Raw genomic sequence first — 16524 nt, forward strand, 5'->3', positions numbered from 1 at the left:
CATAATCAATCGCTGCCTTAGTATGCGGCACCTTAGCGGTGGGCGTTGGTGATCTCCCTGAGCGTAAGGCACTTCGATAGAGCGCTTTTTACTATCAAAAACCGGCGCCTGGTGCGCCGGTTTTTGATCACTTTAAAGGTAACGGTTACTGCGGATAAGGCACCCAGTCGCCGCCGCTCAGTCGGACATAAGGCTTATCCTGGTACTTCAGCACGACTGCCGTGGCGTTCTCCGAAACCGGTGCGGTTTGCGGCAGATTGCTGGTTAGTGCGCGCCAGTCGACCCGATCGGCGACAAAGTTTTTGCCATCAACCGAGCGGGAAACCAGCTCTGAAATAGCCAGATAGCTACTTGGCTGGTTGATTTCAATCGCATCGCCATCGTGCGGCGCCTTCATGCCGATAAATTTCACGCCAGCCGGAACGTGAGTGATATCCGGGCTTGGTATATCACGCAGACCCGAAACCTGCATTTTGTCGCCCTTCAGCGCGGCACCGTGCTCCGGCACAATCACCACCATCACTTTGCGGTTCGACTTCTCAAGCTCGGTCAGGAAGGCGTCCAGTTCATCAAACAGCTTCTGCGCACGCGCTTTATAGTCGGCCGTTTTGCTGTTGCCGGGGTAGTGGTTGCCATCGTGCAGCGGCACCAGGTTGTAGAAAGTGGCGGTACGCGGATTTGCGCCGTCATTTTGCTCTCCCTGCAGCCAGCGCTGCAGCACGGCTGTGTCGTCGTAGACAGGCGAATTATCAAACGCCAGCAGGTCACTCGGCAGGCCGCTCTGGTCCATCATCGGCACCTGAATGCCCCCGTTTTCGCGCACTTCTTTCAGGAAGTTACCGAACACGCCGTTGTGGTCCATCATCAGCTGCTGCTTAAAGCCGAGCCGGGCCAAATCGTCAAACAGATAACACTGGTTGCCCGCAGGTTCGTAGAGACCTTTATGCGAAGACTGGCCGCAGCTGGCGCGAAGCAGGCGAATCGCCGCCGGGCCGCTGTAGGAGGTGGCCGAGTTGAAGTTTTTGAACAGAATATCGAAGTGCTTCCACAGGGGATGGGAACCCAGGCCCACCGCCTCGATGTCGGACCAGGAAAGTGAGCAAATATTAATGATCAGCAGCTCAAAAGGCTGGGCGTCGGCGGGCAGCACGTCAGGGAATTTGGTCTGCCGTTTGGCCTCGCTGGCGTAGAAGCTGTTAAGCCAGGCGGTAATGTTATCGCTGGTTGGCGGAGCGGTTTGTGCCGGAATGTCACCGGGAACCGGCGCCAGCGTAGTGCCGGAGGCCGCTGGTGTCGTCGAGCCGCCAGCGCTGACGGAGGCCGTGGTTTGTGAGGCCGATGGCAGCAAAGAGATCGCCGGGCCAGCAATCGTTAACACATTCAGCCATACCAGAATAGCGACCACAAAAACCGTCACGCGCAGCCACTGTGAAACAAAAAGCCAGGCGACCAGCAGGACAAACGCCGCGCCGATCATCTGCCAGTTTATAAAGCGGTTGACCAGATCGAGCAGGTAGTCTGCGCTGAAGCCGACGATCTGAGAGCCCTGGCTCATTATGCTGTCGGGCCCGGGCAGCCAGGTGTCGTGCCAGAAGAGGCCAATCCCGACGGGCAGGGCAACCCAGTTACGCAGCTTATGGAGCTTCAGCGGCGGCAAAGGGAACAGCAAAAAGGCCACAAAGACCAGGTTTGCCAGCGGGTGAAAATTAAGATAGCCGGTCCACAGCAGCGCGAACTTCAACAGGAAGTAGTAGTTCCAGCCACCCAGGCCACGCCAGTACTGGAGAAAAGAAGCGGGAGACTTAGCCGTTTGAGAGTGATTAGTCATGTTGATGGTTTGCCTTGACGGAATGTCGGCGCAGGGTTCCGGCCGGTTTAACGTAGCGTGGTCTTAAAAACATCAGCCGTATCGCAGCGTTAAGGCGTGGCAGCCAGCGGTGCGCGGTGTAGCCCAGCGGAATAAATATTATCGCGCAAAGCACCACGAGCTGAATGATGTCGGTGATGTTCATTATTTTGTCTGCTCCCTCGGTGATTCATCCAGCAGCGTGACGGGCACGGGCTGTCGACGCCAGCTGTGTCCGTTACGGCTGGCATGGCGGACGGTGTTCAGGTCGAGCGTTGAGGCAAGCGGTTTCGCCCATTTCTCCGGATGCATAGCCTGCATCTGGACTATTTCAGCCGCGATTTGACTGTCCTCGAACCACACCATGCGGTTGGTGAAAATATCGTTCACCGGCAGAGGGAAAATGTGGTTAAGCGCGGTATCCAGATCGTTAATTCGGCAGAAGGAGAGGAACAGCACCAGCCGATTCTCTCCCAGGGTCACGATGTCCCCCATGCGGTTGGGGCGGCACAGGGTAAGCGCTTGCTCAACGCGCAGCCCCGGCACGGGCCGCAGGGCAACCATCACCCCTTTGCCATCTTGCGGCAGCAGAGCATTGTTCATCAGCGTGCCGATAGCGTCGCAGAACACCTCCCAGGGCTGGAAGCCGCGCAGCTTCAGCGGCTGCATCTGGTCTATCAGAACGCTAATGTCCTCCGGCACACGGCGGGTGAATTTAGCACCCTGCACGCTTTCTATCATGGTCAGGCAGCGTGAAAGCGGGGCGTTCCACGGAACGATCAGCGTTGCGCCGCAGCCCAGCAGCAGCCTCTCGTCGGTAGCTCGCAGGCTGGCCTGATTTTCGCGCACGATCAGTTTTAATGCGCTGCCTCGCTGGCGGCGAAGCGCGTGGATCTGACGGGCGATACTGTTGATCTGGCCGTTTTGAGTGAGGGAAAAGATAATGGTGGCGGCCTGAGCGGTGCGGGCTGCCTCAAACAGCTGCTCATTATTCTCGAACAGCTGCCAGTTTTCAGACAGGGGAGGGGCGCCTTCCAGCACGGCGATATGGCCGAGTACGCGCTTTTCATCGCTGCGGGGCTGAGGGGCGCTTTCGGCATTCTCCACCACCTGCCACGCCTCATTCTGCCAGTGGACGTTCAGTTGCTGATCGGCGGTCACGCCTTTTTCATTACACCAAAAGGCGACATCATAGCGGTGAATATCGCTTTGGGTACGCAGGCTGGCAAGTCCGGAAAGGCTGCGGTGTTCGCTGACTAATAATGAGAATTGTTTGTCGTTATTATTTCCGACATTAACAAAAAGCAGGCTGCACTTATTGTTTTTGGTCCATTGACCCATTCCTGAGATCCAATGCCTAAGATCTGCGGTAGATATATTGTCCCAGACGTTATCTGAACTTAAGAGAATAAAAAAGTAATCTTCCGGATCAATACTGCACAGCAAATCGCGCCGCAGCGAGTTAAGTCCATGGAGAGATGAAGGCATTGAAAAAAGACGTATTTCTTCCGGCCCCTGGGCTGGATCGAGCGTTATCGCTTGTTTTGGCGCTGCCAGCATGCTCACTATGGCGACATTGGCATCCGGGTTTTGTGACGCAATAGTTTGATTAACAAGCTTTATTGCATCATCCTGACGATCTACGTTTAGCCACCAGACGCCGCCAACGGGCATATGGCTCAATTCGTTCCACAACGAACGGATGCCAAGCGAAAATATGGGTTCCATGGGGTCCCCTGGAGATAAATTAGTATGGATGTCAGTTTACTAGCGTAAGCTAAGAAAGAAACCTACCATTGAAAATAAACAGCATCAGTTTTAGCATTGTAAAACATTTTTCGTTTTCCGGACATTTGCCGTTATCAATGGTGACGTAACCTGGCCGAGGGATGACTTCCGAATGCAAGATGAAGAGACTGGCAATGCTCAGGAAAACAAGCTTGTTTATGCCTTCCAAAATGATTTTCTGGCGCTAAGTAAAGCATTTTCGTTGCCGGAAATAGATTACACCGATATATCGCAGCAGGAACAGCTGGCTGCGGCAATCAAGCGTTGGCCGCTGCTGGCAGAATTAACGCAACAATAGGAGTCGGCCTGATGGCTGTCATTGGGTTACAAGGGTTGCGTGGTGGCGTCGGAACGACCTCTATCACTGCGGCGCTTGGTTGGTCGTTGCAGCAGCTAGGTGAATCGGTACTGGTCATCGATATCTCGCCGGATAATCTGCTGCGCATGTTTTATAATATTGATTTCGCAGAGCCTAAAGGCTGGGCGCGCGCCATGCTGGATAACGATGACTGGCGTAAAAGCGCGTGGCGCTATACCAGCCATCTCGATATCTTGCCGTTTGGTCAATTGAGCCCGGCAGAGCATGAAACGTTTGAGGTGGTGGAAAAGGCCCTCGGGCAGTTCAGCTATTTCCTGGCCGATCTGAAAGAGAGCCAGCGATACCAGTGGATTTTGCTGGATCTGCCGCATGGCTTCAATGCATTGACGCGTCAGATTCTGGCGCAGACCGATCGCGTCTTGACGGTGGTCAAACCGGACACAAACTGCCATATCCGCTTGCATCAGCAGGCGCTGCCACAGGGGGCGCACATACTGGTGAACTATCTGCTGGTCGCCAGTCAATTACAGGATGATATCTATCAAATCTGGCTGCAGAGTCAGCGCAAGATGATCCCTGTTGTGCTTCACCGCGATGAAGCGATGGCCGAAAGTGCGGCGATCAAGCAGCCGCTGGGGGAATATCGCCCGGATTCGCTGATGGCTGAAGAAATGATGACGCTCGCCAACTGGTGCCTGCTGAACCTTTCAGGGCAGAAGGCATGAGTAATCTGGCTTCGTGGTTGTTATTGCCCTCCGCCAGTCGGCGGTTGGGAGAGCGTTATCGTACTTTTCGCCGTAACGGCGCTCCGCTTTTCAGCGCCGTGCTGGGCTGTATCGTCTTGATTCTGGCCTGGGTTTTTCTGCCGCTTGAAGGCCAGCGCTGGAGCCGCATACGCGCCGGGCATCACCACTTCTACCCGCATATTAATCCCGACAGGCCTCGCCCGCTGGACGTAATACGCTATGTGATCCAAAGCCTGTGGCTGATGCTCCGGGCCGGCAAGCAAACCCGGCGTCCCCGTGTTAGATCCTTTGAGCGGATGCAGGCGTGGCGTGAGAGCTGGCATAGCTGGCTGAATAGGCTGCCGGAAAACTTTAGCAACCGGACGCAGCATCTGGACGAGAAGAAAGAGCTGGGCCATATCAGCCACACCGCCCGACGGATTATTCTTGGCGTCATCGTGGTTTTTTCCGCCGTGCTTGCTCTGCTTTGCATCACGCAGCCGTTTAACCCGCTGTCGCAGTTTATCTTCCTGATGCTGCTGTGGGGCGTGGCGCTGCTGGTTCGGCGTTTGCCCGGACGCTTCTCCGCGCTGATGCTTATCGTGCTGTCGCTGACCGTTTCCTGCCGTTATATCTGGTGGCGCTATACCTCGACCCTGAACTGGAATGACCCGGTTAGCCTGGTGTTTGGTCTGATTTTGCTGTTTGCCGAAACCTACGCCTGGCTGGTGCTGGTGATGGGCTACTTCCAGGTTGTGTGGCCGCTTAACCGCCAGCCGGTACCGATGCCCAAAGACATGAACAGCTGGCCGGTGGTCGATATTTTTGTGCCGACCTATAACGAAGAACTTCACGTTGTGAAGGGGACTATTTACGCCTCGCTGGGCATCGACTGGCCGAAGGATAAGCTGAATATCTGGATCCTGGACGATGGCGGGCGCGACGAGTTCAAGCAGTTCGCCGATATGGTCGGGGTAAATTACATCGCCCGGCCAACCCACGAGCACGCAAAGGCGGGGAATATCAACAACGCGCTGAAGTATGCCAAAGGTGATTTCGTTGCCATCTTTGACTGCGACCACGTGCCAACGCGCTCCTTCCTGCAGCTGACCATGGGGTGGTTCTTCAAAGAGAAACAGCTGGCGATGATGCAGACGCCGCACCATTTCTTCTCCCCTGATCCGTTCGAGCGCAACCTGGGGCGTTTTCGCAAAACGCCTAACGAAGGCACGCTGTTCTATGGGCTGGTGCAGGACGGTAACGACATGTGGGATGCCACGTTCTTCTGCGGCTCTTGCGCGGTGATCCGCCGTGGGCCGTTGGATGAAATTGGCGGCATTGCCGTTGAAACCGTAACTGAAGATGCGCATACGTCGCTGCGTCTGCACCGGCGGGGTTACACCTCGGCTTACCTGCGAATTCCGCAGGCGGCCGGGCTGGCAACGGAAAGTCTTTCGGCGCATATAGGCCAGCGTATTCGCTGGGCGCGCGGGATGACGCAGATTTTCCGTCTTGATAACCCGTTCTTTGGTAAAGGGCTGAAGTTTGCCCAGCGGCTCTGCTACGCCAACGCCATGTTCCATTTCCTGTCGGGGATCCCGCGGCTTATCTTCCTGACGGCACCGCTGGCGTTCCTGCTGTTCCATGCCTATATCATCTACGCGCCGGCCCTCATGATTGCGCTGTTTGTCCTGCCGCATATGATCCACGCCAGCCTGACCAACTCTAAAATTCAGGGCAAATATCGCCATTCGTTCTGGAGTGAAATCTACGAAACCGTGCTGGCCTGGTACATCGCCCAGCCTACGCTGGTGGCGCTGTTCAACCCACACAAAGGGAAGTTCAACGTGACGGCGAAGGGCGGCCTGGTCGAAAACGAGTATGTAGACTGGGTGATAACACGTCCTTATCTGGTGCTGGTGCTGGTAAACCTGCTGGGCGTGGCCGTCGGCGCATGGCGTTTCTTCTATGGCCCGGAAAACGAGGCGCTAACGGTGGTGGTGAGCCTGCTTTGGGTGTTCTACAACCTGATCATTCTCGGCGGCGCCGTGGCCGTCTCGGTGGAAAGTAAGCAGGTCAGGCGAGCGCACCGCGTTGAAATTGCTATGCCGGCGGCGCTGGCGCGTGAAGATGGCCATCTGTTCCCCTGCACGGTGCATGACTATTCAGACGGTGGGGTTGGCATCAAGATCAATGGCCCTGGTCAGGTACTGGAAGGGCAAAAAGTAAACCTGCTGCTGAAGCGTGGGGCGCAGGAGTTCTTCTTCCCCGCCCAGGTTGTGAGGGTCTTCGGGGAGGAAGTCGGCCTGCAGCTGGCGCAGATGAGCACTAAGCAACATATTGATTTTATTCAGTGTACTTTTGCCCGCGCCGATACCTGGGCGCTGTGGCAGGACAGTTTCCCTGAGGATAAACCGCTGGAAAGCCTGGTGGATATTCTCAAGCTGGGTTTCCGGGGCTACCGGCACCTCGCGGAGTTTGCTCCACCGTCATTGAAGTTTGTTTTCCACGCAATCACCGTGCTGGTGGACTGGGTTGTGTCGTTTATTCCTCACAATCCTGTGGCCGAGCCAGCAAAACGGCGGACCTTGTCTGCGCTGGCCTGAGGACATTGCTTATGTGGGGGAGAAGAAGCGTGGTTTTTCTCTCCCTGAAGCCAGCAGCCGAAAATCACGAATTGATGCTCTCTGGTGTTTCTTCTTTCGCCTGAGGTTTGCCAACAGCCTGTTTAATTTGATGAAAACGCGATGAAAAGAAAAATATCCTGGTTTTATGCAGCAGCGGTAGGCCTCAGCGCCCTGCCTGTTACGGTGGCGATCGCGACTGACGCGACGCCGGCTCCGACGGTTCCGGCCGTGGCGACGTCAAATGCGCCCATCGTCGCCGAAACTGTGCCTTCTCGCGATGTAAAACTGAATTTTGCACAAATTGCGCCGCCGCCGGGAAGCATGGTGTTAACCGGCGTGAACCCGAACGGTGGGGTTGAGTTCGGCATGCGTCAGGATGAAATCGTCTCGAAGGCGCTGCTGAATCTTGAATACACGCCCTCGCCTTCGCTGCTGCCGGTGCAGTCTCAGCTAAAAGTCTATCTTAACGACGAGCTGATGGGCGTCCTCCCGGTGACGAAAGAGCAGCTAGGCAAGAAGACCTTCGCCCAGGTACCGGTCGATCCACTCTATATCACCGACTTTAACCGCGTGCGGCTGGAGTTTGTCGGTCACTACCGCGACATCTGTGAAAACCCGGCCAGCACGACGCTGTGGATGGACGTCGGGCGCAGCAGCTCTCTGGCGCTGACCTACCAGCGTTTGCCGGTACAAAACGACCTTTCACACTTCCCGGTGCCGTTCTTCGACTCTCGTGATAACCGCCCGCTGACGCTGCCGATTGTCTTCGCCGCCAGCCCGGATATCGAACAGCAGCGCGCCGCAGGGATTGTCGCTTCATGGTTTGGCTCCCGCACGGCGTGGCGCGGGCAGAGCTTCCCGGTGCTTTACAACCAGCTGCCAACAAGCAACGGTATTGTGTTTGCCACCAACGACAAGCGCCCGGACTTCCTGCGCGACCATCCGGCAGTGCAGGCGCCGACCGTTGAAATGATGAGCCACCCGGACAACCCGTACGTCAAACTGCTGGTCGTGATGGGTCGGGATGACAAGGACCTCGTTCAGGCTGCCAAAGGGATTGCCCAGGGCAATATCCTGTTCCGCGGCAGCAGCGTCACCGTGGACGACGTGAAGCCGCTGCTGCCTCGTCAACCTTACGATGCGCCAAACTGGGTGAGAACCGATCGCCCGGTCACGCTGGGCGAGATGAAGAGCTATCAGGAGCAGCTGCAGTCCAGCGGCCTGGAGCCGGGCGCCATTAGCGTGACGATGAATCTGCCGCCGGATCTCTACCTGCTGCGCAGCAACGGCATCGACCTGAACCTGAAATACCGTTACACCGCGCCGGCGATGAAAGACAGCTCGCGCATGGATATCAGCCTGAACAACCAGTTCCTGCAGTCGTTTAACCTGACGCCGAGCGAAGAGAACAACAAGCTGCTGCTGCGCCTGCCGGTGCTGCAGGGGCTGCTGGACGGCAAAACCGACGTGTCGATCCCGGCGCTGCGCCTGGGCGCCGCCAACCAGCTGCGCTTTGACTTCTCCTATATGAATCCGATGCCGGGTGGTTCGATTGAGAACTGTATTACCTTCCAGCCGATTCAAAACCACGTTGTGGTGGAAGATGAGTCAACCATCGACTTCTCAAACTATCACCACTTTATTGCGATGCCGGATCTGCGCACCTTCGCAAATGCGGGCTTCCCGTTCAGCCGTATGGCCGATCTCTCGCAAACCATTGTCGTGGTCAGCAAAGCGCCTGAACCTGCCCAGGTAACCGCGCTGCTGGATGCGCTTGGCACGATTGGCGCCCAAACCGGCTTCCCTGCTTTAAGCGTGAACCTCACGGATGACGGCGGCGCTATTCAGGGCAAAGATGCGGACATCCTGATCATCGGCACGATCCCATCGACGCTGAAAGACGACAAGCGCATCGATCTTCTGGTGGAGGCCGCGCAAAGCTGGGTGAAAACTCCGGTTCGTCAGACCCCGCTGCTGAGCAGCGTTGCCGATCCAAAAGAGCGCGCGGCGGATACGCAGACTACGGTGACCTCCCAGGGGGCAATGGCCGCCATCGTGGGCTTCCAGTCACCGTACAACGACCAGCGTAGCGTCCTCGCTTTACTGGCCGATAGCCCTCGCGGCTTCGAGCTGCTGAACAATGCGCTTAACGATAGCGGTAAACGTGCGGCGATTTCGGGGTCCGTTGCGGTGATTCGTGAGTCCGGCGTCGATAGCCTGCGCGTAGGTGATATTTACTACGTTGGCCATCTGCCGTGGTTCGAGCGCATCTGGTACGCATTGTCGAACCATCCGGTTCTGCTGGCTGTCTTTGCGGCGATAAGCGTGGTGCTGCTTGCCTGGGTGCTGTGGCGTATTCTGCGCATTATTAGCCGCCGCCGTATCGATCCGGAAAACGAGTAATCGTATGAAAATCAGCTCCGTACTGCTGATGGTCGGGCTGATGCTGACAGCCGTTTCCGGGCAGGCCGCCTGTACCTGGCCTGCCTGGGAGCAGTTTAAGCAAGGCTACATCAGCGACCAGGGAAGAGTGATCGATCCCAGCGATGAACGCAAAATTACCACTTCAGAAGGGCAGAGCTATGCGCTCTTCTTTGCGCTGGCCGCTAACGATCGGCCGATGTTCGACAAGCTGCTGCGCTGGACGGAAAACAACCTTGCTCAGGGCGCGCTAAAGGATCACCTTCCCGCCTGGCTATGGGGCAAAAATGCCAAAGATGAGTGGACGGTTTTAGACACTAACTCCGCCTCCGACGCCGACATGTGGATCGTCTGGAGCCTGCTGGAAGCGGGGCGTTTATGGCGTGAACCTGCCTATAAGCGCCTTGGCGAAAAGCTGTTAAAGCGCGTGGCGAAAGAGGAAGTGATTAACATCCCGGGGCTGGGCTTTTCGTTATTGCCGGGGCGTGTGGGGTTTAACCATTCCCCCGACTGGCGGTTGAACCCAAGCTATCTGCCGCCGCAGGTGTTACAGCGGATGGTCCGCTACAGCGGGCCCTGGTCAGCCATGCAGACGGCAAACCAGCGGCTGCTGCTCGAGACCGCGCCAAAAGGGTTTTCGCCAAACTGGGCTGACTGGCATGAAGGCAAAGGCTGGCAGTTTACCGCTGATGATGCCCGCCACGGCAGCTACGACGCGATACGTGTCTATCTTTGGGTAGGCATGATGGCCGATGACGATCCACGTAAAGCCGGGTTGTTAAAGGCCTTCCAGCCGATGGCCGATATCACGATTAAAGAAGGTTTGCCGCCGGAAAAAGTCGATGTGCAAACCGGCAGTATTCAGGGCAACGGGCCGGTGGGGTTCTCCGCCGCTATGCTGCCTTTTTTACAGGATAGCGAAGCACGGGACGTGCAGCGTCAGCGGGTTAAAGATCATTTCCCCCAGGCTGACGCCTATTACAGCTATGTTTTAACGCTATTTGGCCAGGGATGGGATCAAAAACGTTTTCGCTTCAATTCTCTTGGTGAATTAATCCCGAGCTGGGGTCAGGTATGCGCAAGTTCTCAATAAGTTTAGTCACTCTGTCGCTGGGTATGGCGCTGATGCCGATGGCTCAGGCCGCCCTGACGCCTCAGCAGCAGCTGCTTGAGCAGGTCAGGATGGGCGAGGCCAGCAAACGTGAAGATATCGTGCGGCAGTCGCTGTCCAGGCTTGAGCTGATGGCGCCTGACGATCCGGACGTGATTGCGGCCCGGATGCGCTATTTGCTGCGTCAGGGGGACACTGCCGGCGCGAAAGCGCAGCTGGAACGACTGGAGAAACTGGCCCCCGGCTCTGCGGAATACAAACAGTCCCAAACTACGATGATGCTGACCGGCGCGGACGGTCGCCAGCAGCTGCAGCAGGCTCGCCTGCTGGCGGCCAGCGGGCAAACCGATCGGGCGATTGTCGCCTATGAAAAGCTGTTTGACGGAAATCCTCCTGCGGGTGACCTGGCGGTGGAATACTGGACGCTGATGGCGAAGCGCCCGGCCAGCACCGGCCAGGCGATTGATAAACTAAAAGCGCTTGATGCAGCTGCGCCGGGTAACGGTGAGCTACGCGGTAATCTGGCACGCCTGATGTTTGCGAACGGCCGCAGCAATGAGGCCTATCAGGTGCTCGAGCAAATGGCGAAGTCAAACAGCAGCCGGGAAGAAGCCGCCGCCCTTTGGTATGGCCAAATCAGCAATCTCCCTACGGGGCCGCAAAGCGTTGCGGCGCTGCAGCGTTTCCTCACTGTCTTCACCGAAGGCGATACCGTCGCTACCGCACGAGACAGACTTGCCCTGCAGCAAAAGCAGCTGGCAGACCCGTCCTTCCTTGCCCGTGCTAAAGGGCTGGAGAACGTCGGCGACGGGCGAGGTAACCAGGCCGTTTCGCAGCTGAAAGCGGCGTTAAGCGCGAAGAAAAACGACAGTGAAGTGGTCGGCGCGCTGGGGCAGGCTTATTCCCAGCAGGGCAAGCGTGCCCTGGCGGTGCAGCAGTTCGAAAAAGCCATTCAGATGGATCCCCAAAGCGATAACCGGGGTAAGTGGGACAGCTTGCTCAAAACCAACCGCTACTGGCTGCTTATCAAGCAGGGGGATGCTCAGCTAAAAGCCAGTAATCCGGATGCTGCGCTGCAGAAGTATCAGCAGGCGCAGAGCGTCGATAACACCGACAGCTACGCGGTGCTGGGCTTTGGCGATGTCGCCGTCGCCAAAAAAGATGACCGTAGCGCCGAGCGTTATTATCAGCAGGCGCTGCGAATGGACCGCGGGAACAGCAACGCGATTCGCGGGCTGGCGAACGTTTATCGCCGTCAGTCGCCGGAGCGTGCCACGGCATATATTCAAAGTCTTTCGGCCAGCCAGCGCAAAAGCATCGATGATATTGAGCGCAGCCTGGCGGGCGAACGCCTGGAACAGCAGGCGACCGCACTGGAAAGCCAGAAACAGTGGGCGAGGGCAGCGGAAGTTCAGCGCCAGCGCCTGAAGCTTGATCCGGACAGCGTGTGGATTACCTATCGTCTGTCCAACGATCTCTACGCCGCCGGGAAGCGCAGCGAGGCGGACGGCCTGATGCGCAATCTGGCGCAGCGCAAGCCAGCAGACCCGGAGCAGGTGTTTGCCTACGGTCTGTATCTCTCGGGCAATAACCAGGAGGCGGCGGCGCTAAGCCACCTCAACACGCTGCCAAAAGCGCAGTGGAACGACAATATTCATGAACTTGCAGACCGGCTGCAGTTTAACTCTGTGATGCAGACGGCTAACCGGCTGCGGGACAGTGGTAAAGAGAAAGAGGCGATTACGCTGCTGCAGCAGCAGACGCCGTCCGATCGCATTGAGTTAACGCTGGCCGACTGGGCTGCCGAACGTGGCGACCGCCCGACGGCGAAAACGCATTATCAGAAGGTCCTGCAGCGTTCGCCGAATAACGAAGATGCCCTGTTGGGGCTAACAGAAGTGCTGATCGCCGGGGGGGATCAACCTCAGGCGCGTGGCCTGCTGGCGAAGCTGCAGCAGTCTCCGGCGGGGGAAACGCCGGCAATGAATACCCAGCGTCGCGTTGCGAATGCCTGGGCTGCCCTGGGCGATAACGAAAAAGCCGCGCAAATCTATGCCCCGATGCTGGTCGCGGCGAAAAGACAGCCGCCTTCGATGGAAAGTGCGCTGGTGATGCGCGATGCCGCCCGTTTCCAGGCCGCAAGCGGTCAGCCGCAGCAGGCGCTCGAAACTTACAAAGATGCGATGGTGTCTTCAGATATTACCCGGACGCGCCCGGGGGATAACGACAGCTTCACCCGGCTTACGCGTAATGACGAAAAAGATGACTGGCTGAAGCGCGGCGTTCGCAGCGATGCCGCCGATCTTTATCGTCAGCAGGATGTGAACGTCACGCTCGACCACGAATACTGGGGCTCCAGCGGTACGCCAGGTTACTCCGATCTAAAAGCCCATACCACGATGCTGCAGGTGGACGCTCCGCTCAGCGACGGGCGGATGTGGTTCCGTACCGATATGGTTAACATGGACGCCGGATCGTTCAAAGATAACGGCTCGGGCTACAATGAGCGCTGGGGCACCTGCGCGGAGCATACCTGTTTCGGCAGCACTAAACAGCGAGCCAACGGCGCAAGCCTGGCGGTGGGCTGGAAGAATGACACCTGGCAGACGGATATCGGTACCACGCCGCTGGGCTTTGATGTCGTTGACGTTGTCGGCGGCGTTAGCTACAGCAACGACCTCGGGCCGATTGGCTACACGGTGAATGCGCACCGTCGCCCTGTCTCCAGCTCCCTGCTCTCCTTCGGCGGGCAGCGGGATCCCAACACCAACACCGTGTGGGGCGGCGTTCGTGCTACCGGCGGCGGCGTTAGCCTGAGCTATGACAAGGGCGAAGCCAACGGCGTCTGGTCAAGCCTGAGCGCAGATACCCTGACCGGTAAAAATGTGGCGGATAACTGGCGCGTGCGCTGGATGACCGGCTATTACTACAAGCTGATTAACCAGAACAATCAGCGGCTGACCGTCGGCCTCACCAACATGGTCTGGCACTACGACAAAGATCTCAGCGACTACTTCCTTGGTCAGGGTGGCTATTACAGCCCGCAGAAATACCTGTCATTTGCGGTGCCGGTGACCTGGCGTAAACGTACGGCGAACTGGTCATGGGAGCTGGGAGCCTCCGGCTCGTGGTCTTATTCCCACAGCAACGCCGGCATGCGCTATCCGCAGCGCAATTTGGTGCCTGATAATCTGGAGCAGCAGACCGGCTATCCGGACCGTAACGATCCGTTCTCCGCCAGCAGCAGTAACGGCTTCGGTTATACGGCCAGGGCGCTGGTCGAGCGTCGGATCAGCTCGCACTGGTCCATTGGTGCCGGGGTTGATATTCAGCAGGCCAAGGATTACACCCCAAGCCATGCGCTGATTTTCGTTCGTTACTCGATGGCGGGCTGGCAGGGCGATATGGACATGCCGCCGCAGCCGTTGGTGCCTTACGCGGATTTCTGATCGGAAGGGGATAAAGCGGCAGCATAGCCCGCTGGCTGCCGCTTTTTTTGCCTTTAGCTGACGTGATTTTGTGCGTAAAAGCAGAATTACCCGATTATCCCGAGGCAAGGGTTAAAACCCGGGCCAATGCAGTATACTCTGCGGGCATAAGAATATCCTGATGCCGGGCGTGGCGTGGATTAAGCAAAAGCGGAGAGTCAGCTTGCGAGTCAGTCGTTCCCTTACGATAAAACAGATGGCCATGGTGTCAGCCGTGGCGCTGGTCTTTATTTTTATTTTTATCGTCATCCAGCTGTTTCATTTCGTACAGCAAAGCCGCTACGACACCGCCACGCAGATGGAGAAAATCGCCCACTCCGTCCGTCTTCCTCTGTCCGAAGCTATTCTTCGCGCCGATATTCCACAGGCTGAGGCTATTCTTCATCAGATTCAACCGTCCGGCATTATCAGCCGTGCGGACGTAGTGCTGCCAAACCAGTTCCAGGCGCTGCGGCTAAGTTTTATGCCGGAACACCAGATCCCGATGCTCATCGCCCGCGTATTTGAGCTGCCGGTTCAGATCTCCCTTCCGCTCTATTCGCTGGAGCGCCCGGCAAACCCGCAGCCGCTGGCCTACCTGGTGCTGCAGGCGGATTCGTGGCGCATGTACCGCATTATCATCAGCACGATCTCCACGTTGCTAACCACCTATCTGCTGCTGGCGCTGATGCTGACCGTGGCGATCAGCTGGTGCATTAACCGGCTGGTGGTCCATCCGATACGCAAGATTAGCCGTGAGCTTGATGGCCTTAATCCGCAGCAGACGGGCGATCACCAGCTCACGCTGCCGCCGCTGCACCATGACGATGAGATAGGCATGCTGGTACGCAGCTACAACCGTAATCAGCAGGTTTCGCTGCGGCTTCAGGAGCAGATGAATACGCTGAGTACCCACAACCCGGTGACCGAGCTGCCTAATAAAGCGCTGCTGCTGGCGCTGATCGAACAGATGGTGGCGAACGAGAAGCACGGCGCGCTGATGCTCATCGCCAGTGAAACTCTGCAGGATGCCGCCGGGGTGCTTAACGACGAGCAGCGGGAGATGCTGCTGCTGACGCTGGTGGAAAAAATCAAGGCCGTGCTGCCCGCGAATCGGGTGCTGGCCCAGCTTAGCCAGAATGATTTTGGGCTGCTGCTTTATGGCGTCAGCGACCCGTGGTACGCGATGACGCTTGCCCGGCAAATAATGGAAACGCTCAACGAAAGGCTGCCGGTTCAGGCGCTTCACCTTAAGCCTACCGCCAGCATCGGTATTGCGATGTTTAAGGTCGGTCTCAGCGCGGAACAGCTTTACCGCCGGGCGGCTTCAGCTACGCTCTCGGCTCGCCGCTACGGGAAAAACCAGATCCAGTTCTTCGACCCCGAGCAGATGGAAAAAGCCCAGCGCCGCCTGACCGAGGAGCACGATATTTTAAGCGCGCTGGAAAAACACCATTTTGCCGTCTGGCTACAGCCGCAGGTAGATATGCGCGACGGCAGCGTCGTCGGTGCCGAAGTGCTGCTGCGCCAGCGCCAGCCGGACGGTAGCTGGAGCCTGCCGGAAGGGCTTATCGAGAGTATTGAAGCCTGCGGGATGATGATAACCGTCGGCAACTGGATCCTCGAAGAGTCCTGCCGCACGCTCTCTGCCTGGCAGAGCCGGGGTATTCAGCTGCCGCTGAGCGTGAACCTCTCCGCCCTGCAGCTGCTGCACGAAGCGATGGTGCCGTCGCTGCTGGAGTTAATCCGCCGCTACCGTATCCAGCCTGGCACGCTGATCCTTGAGGTGACCGAAAGCCGCCGCATCGACGATCCGCAAGCCGCGGTGAATATCTTAAGGCCGCTGCACCAGGCCGGCGTGCGCATTGCGCTGGATGATTTTGGCATGGGCTATGCCAGCCTGCGCCATCTGCATCACCTGAAAGCGCTGCCAATTGACGTGCTGAAGATAGACAAAAGCTTTATTGAAGGGCTGCCGGAAGATAACGCGATGGTCGGCGTGATTATCGCGATGGCCAAAGCACTTGGGCTGAAAGTGGTGGCCGAAGGCGTCGAGCGGGAAGCTCAGCGGGCGTGGTTAGTGGAGCAGGGCGTCATCTCCGCACAGGGTTTCTTATTTGCCAAAGCCTGCACACCGGAGCAGTTTGAGCGCCAGTTTCTCCCGTCAGAATGAAAAACATTAGTTACAAATGTTGCGAGCTGGATCGGTTCAGTTCAAGT

General features: G+C 57.4%; 10 protein-coding genes. 7 read left to right on the forward strand and 3 right to left on the reverse strand.

The genetic code is table 11. From position 1 onward, the window contains the following. Positions 1–145 precede the first annotated feature (145 nt). Genes bcsG through bcsE form a run of 3 tightly spaced genes read right to left on the reverse strand, consistent with a single transcriptional unit; the run spans position 146 to position 3574 of the window. Positions 146–1828: a cellulose biosynthesis protein BcsG gene (bcsG, locus tag EL098_RS22980; protein ID WP_126358291.1), complete on the reverse strand. Its 1683-nt coding sequence runs from the start codon at positions 1826–1828 to the stop codon at positions 146–148. Further along, positions 1821–2012 (reverse strand): cellulose biosynthesis protein BcsF, encoded by a 192-nt coding sequence (gene bcsF / locus EL098_RS22985; RefSeq protein ID WP_197718532.1) that lies wholly within the window; start codon positions 2010–2012, stop codon positions 1821–1823. Before bcsF ends, bcsG begins: the two co-directional genes overlap by 8 nt. Then, positions 2012–3574, reverse strand: a complete 1563-nt coding sequence (bcsE, locus tag EL098_RS22990; protein ID WP_126358293.1) for a cellulose biosynthesis protein BcsE — start codon at positions 3572–3574, stop codon at positions 2012–2014. The genes bcsF and bcsE overlap by 1 nt, the downstream gene beginning before the upstream one ends. Positions 3575–3746: 172 nt before the next feature. On the opposite strand from bcsE, the gene bcsR reads away from it, so the two are divergent. The 7 genes from bcsR (at position 3747) to hmsP (ending at position 16477) form a co-directional block, all read left to right on the forward strand. After that, complete coding sequence (gene bcsR / locus EL098_RS22995; RefSeq protein ID WP_038483072.1) at positions 3747–3932, forward strand: cellulose biosynthesis protein BcsR; 186 nt, start codon at positions 3747–3749, stop codon at positions 3930–3932. An 11-nt stretch (positions 3933–3943) separates the two neighbouring features. Next, positions 3944–4678 carry a cellulose biosynthesis protein BcsQ gene (bcsQ, locus tag EL098_RS23000; RefSeq protein ID WP_126358294.1) on the forward strand — a complete coding sequence of 245 codons (735 nt, stop codon included), beginning with the start codon at positions 3944–3946 and terminating at the stop codon, positions 4676–4678. Next, a complete protein-coding gene (gene bcsA / locus EL098_RS23005; protein ID WP_126358295.1) occupies positions 4675–7284 on the forward strand; it encodes a UDP-forming cellulose synthase catalytic subunit in 2610 nt (869 codons plus the stop codon). The genes bcsQ and bcsA overlap by 4 nt, the downstream gene beginning before the upstream one ends. Positions 7285–7425: 141 nt before the next feature. Then, a complete protein-coding gene (gene bcsB, locus EL098_RS23010) occupies positions 7426–9708 on the forward strand; it encodes a cellulose biosynthesis cyclic di-GMP-binding regulatory protein BcsB (RefSeq protein WP_126358296.1) in 2283 nt (760 codons plus the stop codon). 4 nt (positions 9709–9712) lie between these two features. Next, complete coding sequence (gene bcsZ / locus EL098_RS23015) at positions 9713–10819, forward strand: cellulose synthase complex periplasmic endoglucanase BcsZ (RefSeq protein ID WP_126358297.1); 1107 nt, start codon at positions 9713–9715, stop codon at positions 10817–10819. Further along, a complete protein-coding gene (gene bcsC / locus EL098_RS23020; RefSeq protein WP_126358298.1) occupies positions 10801–14286 on the forward strand; it encodes a cellulose synthase complex outer membrane protein BcsC in 3486 nt (1161 codons plus the stop codon). The genes bcsZ and bcsC overlap by 19 nt, the downstream gene beginning before the upstream one ends. A 202-nt stretch (positions 14287–14488) precedes the next feature. Then, positions 14489–16477 (forward strand): biofilm formation regulator HmsP, encoded by a 1989-nt coding sequence (hmsP, locus tag EL098_RS23025; RefSeq protein WP_232012272.1) that lies wholly within the window; start codon positions 14489–14491, stop codon positions 16475–16477. Positions 16478–16524: the final 47 nt, after the last annotated feature.

Origin of the sequence: Cedecea lapagei (assembly GCF_900635955.1) — a bacterium.
Classification (GTDB): domain Bacteria; phylum Pseudomonadota; class Gammaproteobacteria; order Enterobacterales; family Enterobacteriaceae; genus Cedecea; species Cedecea lapagei.